The 15,482-nt window shown below is 60.2% G+C and carries 13 protein-coding genes; 5 read left to right on the forward strand and 8 right to left on the reverse strand.

The window, feature by feature from the left end; genetic code table 11:
• Window positions 1-41 precede the first annotated feature (41 nt).
• On the reverse strand, window positions 42-1,478 hold the full coding sequence (gene cls, locus Q668_RS00240; protein ID WP_022987565.1) for a cardiolipin synthase: 1,437 nt from the start codon (window positions 1,476-1,478) through the stop codon (window positions 42-44).
• Window positions 1,475-2,515: an AraC family transcriptional regulator gene (locus tag Q668_RS00245; RefSeq protein ID WP_036218655.1), complete on the reverse strand. Its 1,041-nt coding sequence runs from the start codon at window positions 2,513-2,515 to the stop codon at window positions 1,475-1,477. Before Q668_RS00245 ends, cls begins: the two co-directional genes overlap by 4 nt.
• Window positions 2,516-2,886: 371 nt before the next feature.
• Here Q668_RS00245 and Q668_RS00250 point away from each other — a divergent pair, with 371 nt between their 5' ends.
• From Q668_RS00250 to Q668_RS00265, 4 genes are all read left to right on the forward strand, one after another.
• A complete protein-coding gene (locus Q668_RS00250; RefSeq protein WP_022987568.1) occupies window positions 2,887-3,678 on the forward strand; it encodes an alpha/beta fold hydrolase in 792 nt (263 codons plus the stop codon).
• 91 nt (window positions 3,679-3,769) lie between these two features.
• Window positions 3,770-4,855: an SMP-30/gluconolactonase/LRE family protein gene (locus tag Q668_RS00255; protein ID WP_036218657.1), complete on the forward strand. Its 1,086-nt coding sequence runs from the start codon at window positions 3,770-3,772 to the stop codon at window positions 4,853-4,855.
• 14 nt (window positions 4,856-4,869) lie between these two features.
• Window positions 4,870-5,340 (forward strand): acyl-CoA thioesterase, encoded by a 471-nt coding sequence (locus tag Q668_RS00260; RefSeq protein ID WP_036218660.1) that lies wholly within the window; start codon window positions 4,870-4,872, stop codon window positions 5,338-5,340.
• Window positions 5,341-5,425: 85 nt separating this feature from the next.
• On the forward strand, window positions 5,426-6,406 hold the full coding sequence (locus tag Q668_RS00265) for an NADP-dependent oxidoreductase (RefSeq protein WP_022987571.1): 981 nt from the start codon (window positions 5,426-5,428) through the stop codon (window positions 6,404-6,406).
• Between the two features lie 27 nt (window positions 6,407-6,433).
• Here Q668_RS00265 and Q668_RS00270 read toward each other — a convergent pair whose 3' ends face one another.
• From Q668_RS00270 to Q668_RS00280, 3 genes are all read right to left on the reverse strand, one after another.
• Window positions 6,434-8,299: a cation:proton antiporter gene (locus Q668_RS00270; RefSeq protein WP_022987572.1), complete on the reverse strand. Its 1,866-nt coding sequence runs from the start codon at window positions 8,297-8,299 to the stop codon at window positions 6,434-6,436.
• Window positions 8,300-8,320: 21 nt separating this feature from the next.
• A complete protein-coding gene (gene tcdA, locus Q668_RS00275; protein ID WP_022987573.1) occupies window positions 8,321-9,112 on the reverse strand; it encodes a tRNA cyclic N6-threonylcarbamoyladenosine(37) synthase TcdA in 792 nt (263 codons plus the stop codon).
• 258 nt (window positions 9,113-9,370) lie between these two features.
• Window positions 9,371-11,146, reverse strand: coding sequence for an acyl-CoA dehydrogenase C-terminal domain-containing protein (locus Q668_RS00280; RefSeq protein WP_022987574.1), 1,776 nt, complete (start codon window positions 11,144-11,146; stop codon window positions 9,371-9,373).
• A 209-nt stretch (window positions 11,147-11,355) separates the two neighbouring features.
• On the opposite strand from Q668_RS00280, the gene Q668_RS00285 reads away from it, so the two are divergent.
• Window positions 11,356-12,093 carry an SDR family NAD(P)-dependent oxidoreductase gene (locus Q668_RS00285; RefSeq protein WP_022987576.1) on the forward strand — a complete coding sequence of 246 codons (738 nt, stop codon included), beginning with the start codon at window positions 11,356-11,358 and terminating at the stop codon, window positions 12,091-12,093.
• Between the two features lie 43 nt (window positions 12,094-12,136).
• Here the strand turns inward: Q668_RS00285 and Q668_RS00290 are convergent, their stop codons facing one another.
• From Q668_RS00290 to speA, 3 genes are all read right to left on the reverse strand, one after another.
• Window positions 12,137-12,775: a ChrR family anti-sigma-E factor gene (locus tag Q668_RS00290; protein WP_022987577.1), complete on the reverse strand. Its 639-nt coding sequence runs from the start codon at window positions 12,773-12,775 to the stop codon at window positions 12,137-12,139.
• Window positions 12,772-13,374 carry a sigma-70 family RNA polymerase sigma factor gene (locus tag Q668_RS00295; protein ID WP_022987578.1) on the reverse strand — a complete coding sequence of 201 codons (603 nt, stop codon included), beginning with the start codon at window positions 13,372-13,374 and terminating at the stop codon, window positions 12,772-12,774. Before Q668_RS00295 ends, Q668_RS00290 begins: the two co-directional genes overlap by 4 nt.
• A 136-nt stretch (window positions 13,375-13,510) precedes the next feature.
• Window positions 13,511-15,421 (reverse strand): biosynthetic arginine decarboxylase, encoded by a 1,911-nt coding sequence (speA, locus tag Q668_RS00300; RefSeq protein WP_022987579.1) that lies wholly within the window; start codon window positions 15,419-15,421, stop codon window positions 13,511-13,513.
• Window positions 15,422-15,482 lie beyond the last annotated feature (61 nt).

Below are 15,482 nucleotides of genomic sequence, written 5' to 3' on the forward strand. Positions count from 1 at the left end.
TCGGGCGGTCATATTGGCACAAGCCTGCACTGAGAACCAGTTCAAAGAAGCGGTGCCAGCAACCGTACGGCACGACAGCCCAGGCGGAACGGAAGTGAGCGGTCCTGGTAGTCGCTCTCGCTCATCAGCCGGCACTGTTTCAGGTCGTCTTCCAGCATCTGCTCTACCTGCCCGATGAACTCCGGGTGGGTGTTAATGGCCATGATCTCGAAGTTCAGGCGCATGGAGCGGTTATCCATGTTGGCAGTGCCCAGGGCCGCATAGCGGTCGTCCACCAGTACCACCTTCTGGTGCATGAAGCCCGGCTGGTAACGATAGATGCCGATGCCGGCCTGGCTGGCCTGCACCAGGTAGGAATAGGCCGCTACCCGGATCAGCGGGCTGTCGGATTTCTCCGGAATCAGGATGCGTACATCCACGCCACGCAGTGCCGCCAGCTGCAGCGCGTTCATGATCTGGAAATCCGGCACGAAGTAGGGCGAGGCGATCCACAGGCGGGTTCGGGCGTTGTTGATGCAGTTCAGGAAAAACAGGGTGCAGGTTTCCCAGGTGTCGGCCGGGCCGGAGGGCAGTACCAGCACTTCCTGCTGCCCCGGAGGTGGCTCTGCCGGCGCCCATTCCAGCTCGGGGCGGTCGTTGCTGGCCCAGTTCCAGTCTTCCAGCCAGGCCAGTTGCAGGCCGATGACCGCCGGCCCTTCGATACGGCAGTGGGTATCCCGCCAGGGCTCCTGGTCCATGGCAGTTCCCAGGTATTCGTCGCCAAGGTTGATGCCACCGACAAAGCCGGTGTGGCCGTCACACACCAGCAGCTTGCGATGGTTGCGGAAGTTGATCTGGAAGCGCCGGCGGCGGATGTTGCCGTCGCCAAAGGAGGCAACCCGTGCCCCGGCGGCGCTCAGTTCGTTGAGCCAGCGGCGGGACAGGGAGACACTGCCGATGTCGTCGTACAGAAACCACACCGACACACCTTCCGCCAGTTTGCGCTCCAGGATTTCCTTGATCCGGTGGCCCACCTTATCGGAGCGCACGATGTAAAACTCCAGCAGGATATAGTGGGTGGCCTGTTCCATGGCTTCGAACAGGGCCTCGAAGGTGGCCTCGCCATCCCGCAGCAGCGTGCAGCGGTTACCGCTGGTAAACGGCTGCCGGCTGAGTTTGCACAGCACCTGCAGTTCATCGCTGAAGTGCCGGTCGCCGGGCTTGGCGATCGACGTACTCTGGTTCTCAAAGGTGTCCAGCAGGTCAGACAAATCCTTGTTGCCCATGCGCCGGGCCTTTACGTAGCCGCCAAAGCGGATGCGTCCGAACAGCAGGAACGCCGGCACGGCAAGGTAGGGCAGGCCCAGCAAGGCAATAATCCAGGCAATGGCACCCTGGGAGGTGCGGTAGGTCAGGAGAATGCGATAGATGCAGGCGATGGCTGACAGGTACAGCAAGGCCAGGGGGATGGCGAGCCAGGACAGGGTATCACCGGTCATGCGCTTGCCTCCTGGTGCCTGGCCCGGTATTGCGCGGGGGCCATGCCGGTCCAGCGCTTGAAGGCGCGGCTGAAGGCGCTGAGTTCGGAGAACCCGAGCAGGAAGGCAATTTCGCCCAGGGCATATTGATCGTCGGCAACATAGCGCAGCGCCTTGTCTTTGCGGACCTGTTCCACCAGGTCGTGGAAGCTCAGGCCTTCTTTTTTCAGCCTGCGGTACAGGGTTTGCCGGCTCATGTGGCATTGCCTGGCCAGGGTGTCGGCGTCAATACGGTCGGTCGCCATTTGCCGGGAGATCAGCCGGCGTACTTTGCGGCTGAATGACCGGCGGGTTTGCAGCCGGGCCAGTACGGCGTTTACCTGTTTCAGTACCGCCGAATACACATAGGGGTTGCGGTGCGGAATGCGGTGCCCCAGGTGCTTGCTGGCAAAGGCCATGCGGGTAATGCCACAGCCGAACAGGACCTGGCCGCCGAACAGCTTCTGGTATTCCGCGGCGTAATCCGGTTCCGGATGGGCAATTTCCACCCAGTCTGCCTCGATGCCCCGATGAATAAAGTGCCGGGTGCGGCACAGGGCGGCGGCCAGGGTGCGGTCCATGTCCTGCCGGCAGTAGTGGGCCGGGTTATCCGGTTGCCAGGTCAGAATGGCCTGCTCCGGCGTCTGCTCGAAGCTGAGCGTCACCGATTCGTTGATCAGTCGGTGCAGCCTTACGTACTGGACAACGGCTTCCCCCAGGGTGTCGCAATTGAAGAACACATGGCCTACCAGCCCCATGCGTTCCGGGTCGATCACTTGTCCCGCGTGCAGGCCTACGCCCGGGTCTGCGGTCAGCTGCTCGGCCAGTTCCCATAGCTGGTAGTGAATGCTGGCGGGAATGCGCAGGTCCGGGTCATCCAGTTCTTCCAGACGTACCCCTGCGATGTCTTCCACCCGGGCACGGTCCAGCAGGCCCCACTTTTCGAGGTAATGCACCAGTGCAAGGGTGCTGGAGGCCGCCACATGGGGCGTTGTTGCTGGATCCGCTTGGGGATGCATGGTGTTCGCTGGCTCCGCGGTTCGGTTCAGGCTGATACAAAATGTCAAACGATTGGCACAGCTGGTCAACGGGTATCAACACCTTAAACGATAGCATGTGTGGCATCAGGTTGAAGTAGCCATAACGCCAATTGGAGGTGTTGTATGACACAGGAAATCTTTGTTCCCCGTACCCAGAGCGAGCGCGAAAACATCGTGGCGCTGGCTGAATATCTGGACAGCATCTTCTATTGCTGATTTCTCAGTCGTAATGTCTGTGACCATTTAGCCGGGCCTTTGCCCGGCTTTTTTCTGCCTGAATTTTCCCTTGCCCCGTGCACTGGCGGTGGTAGTGTATCCGGTTCATTCAGATAACCGGAGGTTGCCTGCGTATGGGCGTTGAACTGAATCACCGTATTTCCGGCCAGGGAGAGCCGCTGATCCTGTTGCACGGATTGTTCGGATCCCTCGAGAACCTGGGCGGCATTGCCCGCCGGCTGGAAGATAACTGGCAGATTCACGCGCTGGACGAGCGCAACCACGGCAGTTCTCCCCACAGCGATGAAATGAACTATCCGGCTATGGCCGCCGATATCGTGGCTTACATGGATGCTCAGGGGCTGGAGCAGGCTACTATTCTGGGCCACTCAATGGGTGGAAAGGTGGCCATGCAGGTGGCCCTGAGTTATCCGCAGCGGGTGAAAGCCATCATCGTGGCGGACATTGCCCCGGTGACCTACCACCCCCGCCATGACGACATCCTCGAAGGTATGAAAAGCCTCGACCTGACCGGGGTCAAATCCCGAAAACAGGCAGACGAACGGCTGGCAGAATTCGTGGAAATCCCCGGTGTGCGGCAGTTCCTGCTCAAGAACCTGGAGCGTATTCCGGCCGAAGAACAGACCGACAGCGATATCATCTTCCGCTGGCGCCTGAACCTGCCGGTGATCGATGCCTGCTACCAGAACCTGGCGGACGCACCGGAAGGTGATGGCCCGTTTGAAGGGCCGGTGCTCTTTATCAAGGGCGCAGACTCCGCCTACATCCAGGAAAAACACCAGGACACCATCCGCCGCCTGTTTCCGAACGCCGAACTGAAAATTATCGAAGGCACCGGCCATTGGCTGCACGCCGAAAAAGCCGATACCTTCGCCACCCTGTGCCGGCGGTTTCTGGAACAGTAAGGTGTGATGCGGCCATTGCCGGTAACCGGTGGATGTCTGCTAAGGTGAGTGGTCCCAAACGAAGAATCATAAAACGGATCGGGCGTGCATGATGAAATGGTTACTGGCCGCAATATTGGTGCTCTTTGTGCTGGTGGGCAGTTTTCTGCTGACACCATCTCCTGTCGACAGCAAGGCCTGGGAGCCGCCCGAGCCTCCGGCCCTGACCGGAATCCTGGCGCCCAATAACCAGCTGCGACAGGCCGAGCTGCTGGCCCGGGGCCAGGTGTACGGCCCGGAAGACACCACGGTGGATGCCAACGGCGTGCTCTATACCGGCACCCAGGACGGCAAAATCGTTCGGGTATTTCCTGACGGCCGGGTGGAAACCTGGCTGCAGACCGAAGGCCGGCCACTGGGCATGGTGTTTGACCGCCAGGGTAACCTGATTGTGGCGGATGCCTGGAAGGGCTTGCTGTCGATAGCGCCGGACGGTGAGATTACCGTGCTTACCCGGGAAGCTGAAGGCACACCGTTCCGGTTTACCGACGATGTGGTTGTCGCCACGGATGGTCGTATCTACTTTACCGATGCCAGCTCCCGCTTCCGCCAGCCGGATTACATCCTGGACCTGCTGGAAATGCGCCCCCACGGTCGCTTGCTGCGCTACAACCCGAAAACCCGCAGAACCGAAGTACTGCTGCGTAACCTGTATTTTGCCAATGGCGTGGCGGTATCTCCGGATGGTGACTACCTGCTGGTAAATGAAACCTGGAAATACCGCATCCTGAAATACTGGATCAACGGCCCAAAAGCCGGCCGTACCGAAGTGTTTGCAGACAACCTGCCCGGTTTCCCGGACAACCTGGCCGTGGATGAACAGGGCCGTTACTGGGTTGCCTTCCCGACCCTGCGTAACCCCCAGGTGGACGCCATGCACCGCCGGCCCTGGATGAAGAACCTGGTTGCTCGCCTGCCTGCTGGCTTCCAGCCCGAGCCGGAGGAATACGGCCTGGTAGTGGCCTTTAATGACCGCGGCCGTATGCTCACCAGCCTGCACGACACCACCGGCAGCCATTTGCAGGAAATCACCTCGGTGAACCCGCACAACGGCTTTCTATACTTTGGTTCACTTCACAATGACCGCATCGGCCGGCTACCTTTGCAGGCTATTTCCGGTCTGGGGGAGCAGCCTTGAGCGATGAAACAGCCATGAGCGAATCAGAAGCACACAACTGGGATCTGCCGGATCCGTTCATCCTGCCCATCACCGTGCGGGAAGAAGACACCGACCGCCTCGGCCATGCCAATAACGTGGTCTACGTGCGCTGGATGGAAGACGTCAGCTGGGCCCACATCGAAAGCCTGGGGATGACCTGGGCCCTGCACGAAGAAACCGGCAAGGCCATGGCCATCACCCACACCGAGGTGGATTACCTGTTGTCTGCCAATGCCGGCGACGAGCTGGTGCTGGGTACCTGGCTGACGGACTGGGACGGCCGGTTCCGCTCGGCCCGTCAGTTCCAGCTGATTCGCGTGGCCGATGGCAAAACCCTGCTGCGGGGGCTTTCAACCCATGCCTGCGTGGATATGAAGAGCCAGCGGCCGTCCCGGGCACCGAAAGCCTTTGCCGAAATCCTCTCCGGTGCCCTGGTGCCGGGTGGTCGTGGTTTGCCCCTATAAAGCCCGCCGGGTGAAATTCTGCTAGTCTGAAGCTGAAACTGCGCGCCTGTTCAGGCGCTTGACTCATTGTTGTCTGGAGACACCCATGGAATCCTCTGAAGCAACTGACGCTGTGCCGATGCGCCACGTGGTCTATGACCGGTTTGGGGGCAGTGATGTTCTGCAGGTAACGGAGTCTCCGGTACCTGTGCCCGCCGGAGGCGAAGTGTTGATTCGAGTCCACGGCGCCGGCCTGAACCCCATCGACTGGAAAACCCGCAAAGGCCTGGGTTTTGTCGCCACGCAGATCGAAGGCCGTATGCCATGGACCCCGGGCTACGATGCCGCCGGTGAAGTCGTGGCCGTGGCTGATGACGTGACCACCCTGGCACCCGGGGACCGGGTGATGGGCATGATCGGCTTTGCCGAATCTGGCGGGGCCTATGCACAGTATGCCGTGGCCCGGGCTGACGAACTGGCCATCGTGCCGGAAGAGCTGGACCTGGTTACCGCAGGGGGCGTGCCGCTGGCGGCGCTGACGGCCTGGCAGGCGTTGTTTGAAGTGGCCGGGCTGGAGTCCGGGCAGAAGATTCTGATCCACGCCGGGGCTGGAGGCGTTGGCCACTTTGCCGTGCAGTTCGCCCTGGAGCGCGGTGCCCATGTGATTGCCACGGCGTCTGCCAGCAACCGGGACTTCCTGGCCGAGCTGGGCGTGCATGAAGTGATTGATTACCACACCACCGACATTGCGGACGAGTGCTACGGACTGGATGTGGTGCTGGATTTGATCGGTGGTGAAACCGGCAAGCGGTCATTGCAGACCCTGTCGGAATCCGGTGTGCTGGTGACCATTCCCACGGTGACCGCCGATGAGGTGGTCAGTGCCGCGGAAGCCATGGGCGTAAGAGCCCATGGTATGAAAACCCGGCCGGACGTTTTCCACCTGGAAGAAATTGCCGAGCTGATCGAAGACGGCGATGTGCGGGTGCACGTTGACCGGGTATTCCCGCTCGAGCAGGCTCGCGACGCCCACGACCTCCTGGAAGCAGGCCACGTGCGGGGCAAGCTGGTGCTCGACTGCCGCTGATCTGCCCCCGCTGGATTCAGCAGGCCGTCAGGCCTGCTGCTCTCCGTTGCTGGCGGCCTTCTGGTCGTCGGTATCGGATGCCCGCTCTTTCCGTTCCTTCTGGGGCTGTGGTGGCACCAGGCTGATCAGAACCCAGTCGTCTTCCGGTTCCAGGTCATCCATCGCTTTCACCGGATGGATGTGTTCCCGCCCGTCCATCACAAACAGCACCAGGGCTTCGTTCTGGTACTGGTTCAAGAACTGCTCGTAACTGAACTCCTCGCTCAGCTGGGTGGTCTTCACCGTATAGCCCTGGCTCACCAGGCTGGCCAGCTTGGCATAGCTCACACCGTCAAACAGACCCCGGGTCTGCTGCACCTTGCCGGCGGTTTGCAGGCGGGCGCGCTGGTCCTGGTCGCCTTCCGTCAACCCGAATACCGAGTGCTCGCCGAACCAGTCCAGGAAGTGATAAGTGGCCAGGCTGTTCATCTGTTTGTACGGCGACAGGATCAGCAGGTTGCCGATGCCGGTCAGGTCCATATGTTTTGCAGCATGTTCCGAGGCCGGGTTGCCGAAATACACCGGCAGGTTCTCCATGCGGGCCTGGCGCACGTTTTCCCAGTTGGTATCGGTCAGCATGGCCGGAATTTCGTGTTTTTTCAGGGCCTGGGCAATCAGGCGGGCTACCGGGTTGGCACCCAGAATCAGGAAGCCATGGGCCGGCGGTTCCTGTACGCCCAGCAGCTTGGCGACCGGCCGCGCCGTCAGGCTCTGGATCACCACCGTGGTAATGATCAGCATGAACACCAAGGGCACCAGCACGCCGGCGCTCTCATAGCCGATCCGTTCCAGCTGGAAAGCGAACAGGGCGGAGACAGCAGCTGCCACGATACCCCGGGGTGCAATCCAGCTCAGGTAAAGTTTGTCTCGCCAGGTGAGGGACGTACCGATGGCCGACAGAAAGATACTGGCAGGCCGGGCCACCAGCATCAGGCAGGCCAGCACTGCCACCAGGCCCCAGCCCAGGTCGGCAATGGCGGTAAATTCTACCCGGGCGGCAAGGATGATAAACAGGGCCGAGATCAGCAGTACGCTGAGGGATTCCTTGAACTCCAGGATGCTGTCGATCGGCACCTGTTTCATGTTGGCCATCCAGATGCCCATTACCGTCACGGTCAACAGGCCGGACTCATGGGCCATCTCGTTGGAAATGGCAAACACACCGAGCATGAAGGTCAGCGTGCCGGCATTGTGCAGGTACTGGGGAATCCAGTGCTTGCGAAGCACCAGGCCATTCAGGTAACCGGCTGCCGCGCCGATCAGGAAACCCACCAGCAGGGTTTTGCCGAAAATATACAGGGAGTGGCTGAAGACATTGCCCTGGCCCCAGGACACAATTCCTTCGAACACCAGCACCGCCAGCAGGGCGCCGACCGGGTCAATGATAATGCCTTCCCAGGTCAGGATATTGGCCAGCTTGGAGGTGGGCCGCACCGCCCGTAGCAGCGGTGCAATCACCGTTGGCCCGGTTACCACGGAAATGGCGCCAAACAACAGGGCCACTTCCCAGGACACCTCCAGGATCCAGCGGGCGGCCAGGGTGCCGATAATGCAGGTAACAATGGTGCCGACCGGGATCAGGTTGCGCACCATCTTGCCGTGGCCTTTGATTTCCTCGTACCGGAGCGTCAGGCTGCCTTCGAACAGAATGATGGCCACCGCAAGCGAAATCATCGGAAACAGGATATCGCCAAAGATATCTTCCGGATGCAGAAAGCCCGTCACCGGGCCGGCGATGATGCCGCCAGCGAGCAGAAACAGGATGGCCGGCATACGAACCCGCCAGGCAGCCCATTGGCAAATCAGGGAGGTAACGCCGATACCTGCGAGGATCAGGGTGGTGCTAATGGCCATAAGCGGGTTCCGGTTGGTTAATTAAAGATTGGCTTTGCGTGCAATTCTGTTCAGCAGCCGGGACGCGGCAAAGAATCCGAAGCTGGCGGTTACCGGGCTGGCGGCGCCAAAACCCGAGGCACAATCCAGCCTCACCGGGCCGTCTGTGGCCGGCTTCTGCAGGCACACTTCACCATCGGCCGCCGGATAAGTCAGCTGCTCCAGAGAGTATACGGCCTCAATGCCAAAACGCCGCTTGGGATTTCGTGAAAAGCCGTATTCCCGACGCAGCATATTACGAACCTTGGCCAGCAATGGATCCTGGGTGGTCTTGCTCAGGTCGGCCACCTGGATCTGGGTCGGGTCCATCTGGCCACCGGCACCGCCGGCACAGACAATCGGAATCTTGCGCCTCTGGCAGTGGGCAATCAGCGCCGCTTTTGCCTTCACGCTGTCGATAGCATCCACCACCGCGGTCATGTCTTCGGTAATCAGGTCGGCCACGTTTTTAGTGGTCAGGAACCCGAAGTGCACCCGGATATCCGCCTGGGGGTTGATGGCCCGAAGCCGCTCAGCCATGGCATCGGTCTTGGTGCGGCCATACTGGCCCTGCAATGCGTGCAACTGGCGGTTGGTGTTGGACACGCAGATGTCGTCCATATCAATCAGTGTAATCGTGCCAAGGCCACTGCGAGCCAGGGATTCCGCTGCCCAGGAGCCAACGCCGCCGAGGCCGACAATGGCGATGTGGGCATTGCGGAAAGCGTTCAGGGCTTTGCGGCCATAGAGGCGCTCTATGCCGCCGAAGCGGAAAGCGTAGTCGTCGCCGGTCATTCAGTCTCCGCGGGAGTGTCGCATGAAAGGCACTATTGTACCCGTTGATGACTGGATGGAGAAAAATCCACAAAAAAAGCCGCGCAAAGCGCGGCTTCAAGAAGGTGCCAACCTCACAAGGAGGCGGGTTGGACTAGTTCAGAGACACTAATCAACGTATTCATTATTGACCGGAAACATGTCTTGATAAAGGTCATGAATGGACATTTACCGGTCATTTCCGGCCAGATTTTTGGTCTGGCCGGCATTTATGGCCCGTCAGGCCACCCAGTGCTCATCGGAAAGCGACATCAGGCTGTCCTTTCCGCTCTGGATGTCTTTCAGCAGCCAGTCAGTTTCCGGCATCAGCTTTTCGAAGTAGAAGCGGGCCGAGGCCTGCTTGCTTTCCAGCAATGGCTTGTTGCCTTCGCCGGCTTCGAGTTGCTGGCCGGCAACGCCCGCCATCCGTGACCACAGGTAACCGATCACGGTCAGGGCCATCAACCGCAGGTACGGGGTGGCTGCGGCTCCGGCCTGCTCCGGGTCTTTCGGAGCGTTCTGGGCCAGCCACAGGGTGGCCTGTTCCAGGCCCTTGATGGCGCCTTTCAGTTCTTCCCGGTGGGGTGCTTCCGGGTTGTCCTTCAGGTAGCCGGTCAGCTCGGCAAACAGGGCGCGTACCAGCTGGCCACCTTTCAGGGCCAGCTTGCGGCCCACCAGGTCCATGGCCTGGATGCCGTTGGTGCCTTCGTAGATGCGGGCGATCCGGCCATCACGCACCAGTTGCTCGAGCGGCCAGTCCTGGGTGAAGCCGGAGCCGCCCAGCACCTGCTGGCCCCAGTTGGCGTTGTTGTAGCCTTCATCGGTCAGGAAGGCTTTGACCACCGGCGTCAGCAGTTGCACCAGGTCATCGGCGTTTTCACGCACCTTTTCGTCCGGGTGTGCCACGGAGAGATCCAGCTGGTGGCCGGTAAACAGTGCCAGGGCACGCATGCCTTCGTTCAGTACCTTCTGACGCATCAGCATACGGCGTACATCCGGGTGCACAATGATCGGGTCTGCCGGGCCGTCGGGATTCTTCGGGCCACTCAGGGAGCGGCTTTGCAGACGCTCTTTGGCGAAGGCCAGGCTCTCCTGGTAAGCCATTTCCGCCAGGCCCAGGCCCTGCATGCCCACCATCAGACGGGCTTCGTTCATCATGGTGAACATGGCGCTCATGCCCTTGTTGGGCTCGCCCACCAGCCAGCCCTTGGCGCCTTCGAAGTTCATCACGCAGGTGGCGGAACCCTTGATGCCCATCTTGTGCTCAAGGCCACCACAGAGGGCCGGGTTGCGCTCGCCGGAATCCGGCAGGAACTTGGGCACCACAAACAGGGAAATGCCCTTGGTGGTATCCGGTGCGCCCGGCAGCTTGGCCAGTACCAGGTGCACAATGTTGTCGACCAGGTCGTGTTCGCCGCCGGTAATCCAGATCTTGGTACCTTCGATGGCGTAGCTGCCGTCGTCGTTCGGGGTTGCCCTGGTGCGGATCAGGCCCAGATCGGTGCCGCACTGGGGCTCGGTCAGGCACATGGTGCCGGTCCACTCACCGGAGATCAGTTTTTCCAGGTAGGTCTGCTTCAGCTCGTCGGAGCCATGGGCGTAAAGGGCGCTGATGGCGCCGTGGGTCAGGCCCGGATACATACCCAGCGACAGGTTGGTGGAGCACACCATTTCGTCTACCACGAATTTCAGGGTGTGGGGCAGGCCCTGGCCACCGAACTCGATGGGTGCGTCCAGTGCGGTCCAGCCACCTTCCACGAATTTGTCGTAAGCGGCCTTGAAGCCATCCGGGGTTTTGACCAGCTTGGTCTCCGGGTCGTAGCTGCAGCCCTGGCGATCGCCAACCTGGTTGGTGGGCTGGATCACTTCCGCGGCCAGTTTGCCGGCTTCGTCGATCACGGCCGAGATCAGGTCGGGCGTGGCATCGGCGTATTTTTCCAGTTCGCGCAGCTTGTCTGCACCAAGGACATCAAACAGCAAAAAGCGAAGATCATTGGCAGGTGCCTGATATTGCATGGACTCTCTCCTGTTATCGGTGGGTAGCTCGGGCTACCGGTATTCGCCTTGCACGGTGGGTACAAAGTCGATGTGGTCATTCATACGGCTGTTTGAATGTTTTGGTTTGCTGCAGGCGAGCCCGATTGGATGGTTTTTTCGTATGGTTGGAATGAATCGGATTGATCACAACCTTCATCACAATTCTGATGACAACAGGGGAGAGTGGAATGGCAACCATCATTGCCGGTATATCAGGTGCAATTGGCCAGGCACTGGCCTTGAAGTATCTGGATGAGTTTCCGGAGCAACCGGTGATCGGTCTGTGCCGGAACCAGGCCAAGGCAGCGGAAGCGATGGGGAAGCCGCCAGGACTGCACCTTCGGCCCTGGGATGCGGAGTCTGCAGTGCCGCTGGAGGTGGATGATGAACTGGCACAAACGCTGGTGGATTCCGGCGGCATTCGCCGGCTGATCTACGCCGCCGGGTTGTTGCACGATGACCGGATGTTTCCGGAAAAGCGCCTTGAGGACCTGGACGCAGACAATCTGGCCAGGGCCTTCCAGGTGAACTGTGTCGGATTCGGGCTTCTGGTGCAGGCGTTGTCGCCCTGGTTCCGGGGGCCGCAGCTAACCCGTGTTGCTGCCATTTCAGCCAAGGTGGGTTCCATCAGCGATAATCACCTGGGTGGCTGGTATGGCTACCGCTGCTCGAAAGCGGCGCTGAATATGCTGGTGAAAAACCTGTCGGTGGAGCTGCCCCGGCGTTATCGGCCTGTAGCCTGCGTGGCGCTGCATCCGGGAACCACCCGGTCGGGGCTGAGTGAACCGTTCAGCCAGTCTCTGGCGAACCTGACGGTGCACGAGCCTGAGGGCACGGCAGACAATCTGTTCCGGGTTATTGAAGCCTTGCAGGAGCATGATAACGGCCGCTTTATCAGCTGGGATGGCAGCGACTTGCCTTGGTAAAAGCGGGGAAAAAGCCGCCGCAGACGGGCTGCGGCGGTAAAGGTCATCGAATAAACGGGTTCAGAAGGCGGGTAAAGGTGCCGGTAAGCTTCAGCGGTGCGCTCAGAACCGACAGGGTAATGCAGTCTTCGCAGCCAACGGCTACCGGTTTGTGTTCGTCTTCCTCGTTCAGCACGACGAAGTCCCACTGATTGAACACGCCTTTCTGGTCCGAGAAAGCACCCTGCAGCACGATGGTGGTTTCAGTGCCGCGGTGGGTGTGGGCCGGAGCCTTGCCACCTGCTACCAGTTTTTGCAGCACCACACGTTCGCCCTGGCCGGGGAACTTCTCGGTGATGTCCAGCACGCTGACATCACCCAGCTGACGTTTCCAGGGCAGGTCGTTGATGTCGTCGCCCAGCAGCTTCTGCAGCGGGCTCATGCGCGGCGCTTCTGCGATTGGGGAAACCGGCTCCGGCGCGCTGTCGATACGGGACATCAGCTGCTCGAAACTGGTATCAGACACACTGACTTTGGGCTGTTCGGCCATCATCACGGCGCCCAGGCTGTTCAGGGTGTCTACCCGGCTTCTGCAGTGAGCACACTGGTCCAGGTGCAAACGGATGCACAGGGCATGGGGCTCCGTGAGGTTGCCCGCACTGTACTCCATCAGGCTCAGGCTGTCGGGGTGGTGCCGTGTCATACGTTCTGGTCCTGCAAAATCACTTTAAGCTTGTTCAATGCCAGGCGTACCCGGCTTTTGACGGTACCTAGCGGGATATCGAGCTCGTCTGCCACCATCTGGTGCGATTTGTGCTCCATGTATACCTTGGCAATCACGGTAATCTGCTCTTCCGGTAACTGTCTGAGGGATTCGCGAATGCGCCGCTCAGACATCAGACGGTGAAGGGAGGTTACCGGTTCATCTTCGTTTTCGCCGGGAATCTGCCACAAATCTTCGGTTTCCACGGCCATTTCAGCGCTGGTGCGCTGCATTTTACGCAGCATGTCGATGCGCTGGTTACGGGCGATGGTGAAAATCCAGGTAGACGCGGCGGCCTTTTTCCAGTCGTACAGGCAAGAGCGGCGCCAGATCGAAATAAAGACTTCCTGAACCAGCTCCTCGGCATGGCTGGCCAGGCCGTTGGAGATGGCGTAGTACTTGATCTGTGGTGCAAAGTGCTCGAACAGGGCGTGATACGCGGCCCGATCCTGGCTCTTGCCGACTTTTTCCAGCAGGGCTCCCCACGGGTCCTTGCTGCGGCCCTCGCCTTTGGCGGGTTGCTTATCCAGTGTCGTCACCGGACGCTCCTTGACGGTCGCATGATTTGAGCTGGCTAATCTAATCATTCTATGCACTCACCACAGTGTTGTCAGTGAGTGTTTTTACGCCAGCCCGAAAGGTTCGGATTGCTCCGGGCGAAATTAATGCTGAAAGTTATTCTTCCAGGTAGGTGTAACCTTCCAGACCTGCTGTCAGCTCATCCAGCAACTGTTGCTGAAGGCCGGGTTCGAGAGTGCTGGCCCGGAATTTTTCCCGGTAGGCCTGCAACAGTGTGTCCGGCTCGAAGTTTACATAGCGCAGCACCTTGGCCACGGTATCACCGGTGATGGGTTTCCCGATCCGGTAGTTCCCTTGTTCGTCCAGCCGAACATCCACCGAATGGGTGTCGCCGAACAGGTTGTGCATGTCGCCCAGAATTTCCTGGTAGGCGCCGGTCATGAAAAAGCCCATCAGCAGTGGCTCATCCGGATTATGTTCCGGCAGGGGAAGGGTGGTTTCGATGCCCTGTCCATCCACGTACTGGTCGATGCGGCCATCGGAGTCACAGGTAATGTCCTGGATAACCGCCCGCCGGTTCAGGGGCCGGTTCAGGCCGTTGATCGGCATCACCGGGAAGATCTGGTCGATGCCCCACACGTCCGGCAGGGACTGGAACAGGGAGAAGTTTACGAACAGCTTCTCGGCCAGTTTTTCGTTCAGTTCGTCGATGATTTCCCGATGCGCACGGTTGGCACTGTCCAGCTGGCCGCGCAGCAGGCGGCAGCAACTGGTGTACAGGGTTTCTGCCTGGGCTCGTTCCTGCAGTGACAACAGGCCATGGGCGAACTGGGCATGGACGTCGGTCATGGCGTGCAACACGTCGTGGTAGATCTCGGCCAGGGAGCGCGGGGAATCGTCGTCGTTAAGGCTTTCCAGGTCCCGCCACAGATCCTGTAGGGGCGCCGGTGCTTCCTCGGCGGGTGCTGCGGGTTCACGGTGGTCCGGTTCTTCCCGGTCGATCACGTTGGTCACCAGCACCGAATGGTGGGCGGTCAGGGCCCGGCCGGACTCGCTGATCAGGTCCGGGTGCGGAATGCCCTGGCGGTCGCATTCGGCCTGTAGCACGTGCACCACGTTGTAGGCGTATTCGAACACGGTGTAGTTCATGGAGCAGCTGCTGCGGGAACGGGTGCCTTCGTAGTCCACCCCCAGGCCGCCGCCGATATCCACGGTGCCGATGGGCGCGCCCAGGTGGCGCAATTCACTGTAAAACCGGGCGCATTCTTTCAGGCCGGTCTGGATGTCGCGGATGTTGGCGATCTGTGAGCCCAGATGGAAATGCAGTAGTTGCAGGGTGTCCAGGGCGCCGGCCTGTTTCAGGGTGTGGACTACATCCAGCACCTGGCTGGCGGACAGGCCAAATTTAGATTTTTCACCGCCGGTGTTCTGCCAGTTACCTTTACCAATGGTTGCCAGCCTGGCCCGCACACCAATCAGCGGGGCCACATCGAGTTTTTTGGCTTCGTCCAGGATCAGCGGCAGTTCGGACTGCTTCTCCACCACAATGAATACCCGGTGCCCCAGCTTCTGGCCGATCAGCGCCAGGCGGATGTATTCCCGGTCTTTGTAGCCGTTGCAGATAATCACCGAACCACTCTGGCGCGATAACGCCAGCACCGCCATCAGCTCTGGCTTGCTGCCGGCTTCCAGCCCCACTTGATTGGCCGAGGCGGCCGGTTCAGCCGCCAGCAGTTCTTCCACCACCCGGCGCTGCTGGTTTACCTTGATGGGATACACCGCGGTGTAACGGCCCTGATAGCCGTGTTCTTCGGTCACCTTGTTGAACGCGCCACACAGCTTGTTGACCCGGTCGTGCAGGATATCGGTAAAGCGGATCAGCACCGGCAGGGCAATGCCGGCATCGGCCAGCGAGGCGGTGAGGTCTGGCAGGTTGATACTGGCCTCGCTCCGGCCGCGGTCTGGCCGGATTTCCACCTGGCCTTGCGGATTGACGGAGATATAGCCGTCGCTCCAGTGGGCGATGTTGTAAACCTTGTGGGCCGGCGATGCGGTGGTTTCAGCCATTGTTGCTATCCTGTCAGGAAACCCGGGGTGGCCGGCAAAGCGGCGTCAGGCTGCATTGTAG

Source organism: Marinobacter sp. ES-1, from assembly GCF_000475255.1.
In the GTDB taxonomy this organism is placed as follows: Bacteria; Pseudomonadota; Gammaproteobacteria; order Pseudomonadales; family Oleiphilaceae; genus Marinobacter; species Marinobacter vinifirmus.

Coding starts and splice junctions, on each gene's coding strand:
- cls (WP_022987565.1), bottom strand. CDS start 1,478: ATGACCGGTGATACCCTGTCCTGGCTCGCCATCCCCCTGGCCTTGCTG.
- Q668_RS00245 (WP_036218655.1), bottom strand. CDS start 2,515: ATGCATCCCCAAGCGGATCCAGCAACAACGCCCCATGTGGCGGCCTCC.
- Q668_RS00250 (WP_022987568.1), top strand. CDS start 2,887: ATGGGCGTTGAACTGAATCACCGTATTTCCGGCCAGGGAGAGCCGCTG.
- Q668_RS00255 (WP_036218657.1), top strand. CDS start 3,770: ATGAAATGGTTACTGGCCGCAATATTGGTGCTCTTTGTGCTGGTGGGC.
- Q668_RS00260 (WP_036218660.1), top strand. CDS start 4,870: ATGAGCGAATCAGAAGCACACAACTGGGATCTGCCGGATCCGTTCATC.
- Q668_RS00265 (WP_022987571.1), top strand. CDS start 5,426: ATGGAATCCTCTGAAGCAACTGACGCTGTGCCGATGCGCCACGTGGTC.
- Q668_RS00270 (WP_022987572.1), bottom strand. CDS start 8,299: ATGGCCATTAGCACCACCCTGATCCTCGCAGGTATCGGCGTTACCTCC.
- tcdA (WP_022987573.1), bottom strand. CDS start 9,112: ATGACCGGCGACGACTACGCTTTCCGCTTCGGCGGCATAGAGCGCCTC.
- Q668_RS00280 (WP_022987574.1), bottom strand. CDS start 11,146: ATGCAATATCAGGCACCTGCCAATGATCTTCGCTTTTTGCTGTTTGAT.
- Q668_RS00285 (WP_022987576.1), top strand. CDS start 11,356: ATGGCAACCATCATTGCCGGTATATCAGGTGCAATTGGCCAGGCACTG.
- Q668_RS00290 (WP_022987577.1), bottom strand. CDS start 12,775: ATGACACGGCACCACCCCGACAGCCTGAGCCTGATGGAGTACAGTGCG.
- speA (WP_022987579.1), bottom strand. CDS start 15,421: ATGGCTGAAACCACCGCATCGCCGGCCCACAAGGTTTACAACATCGCC.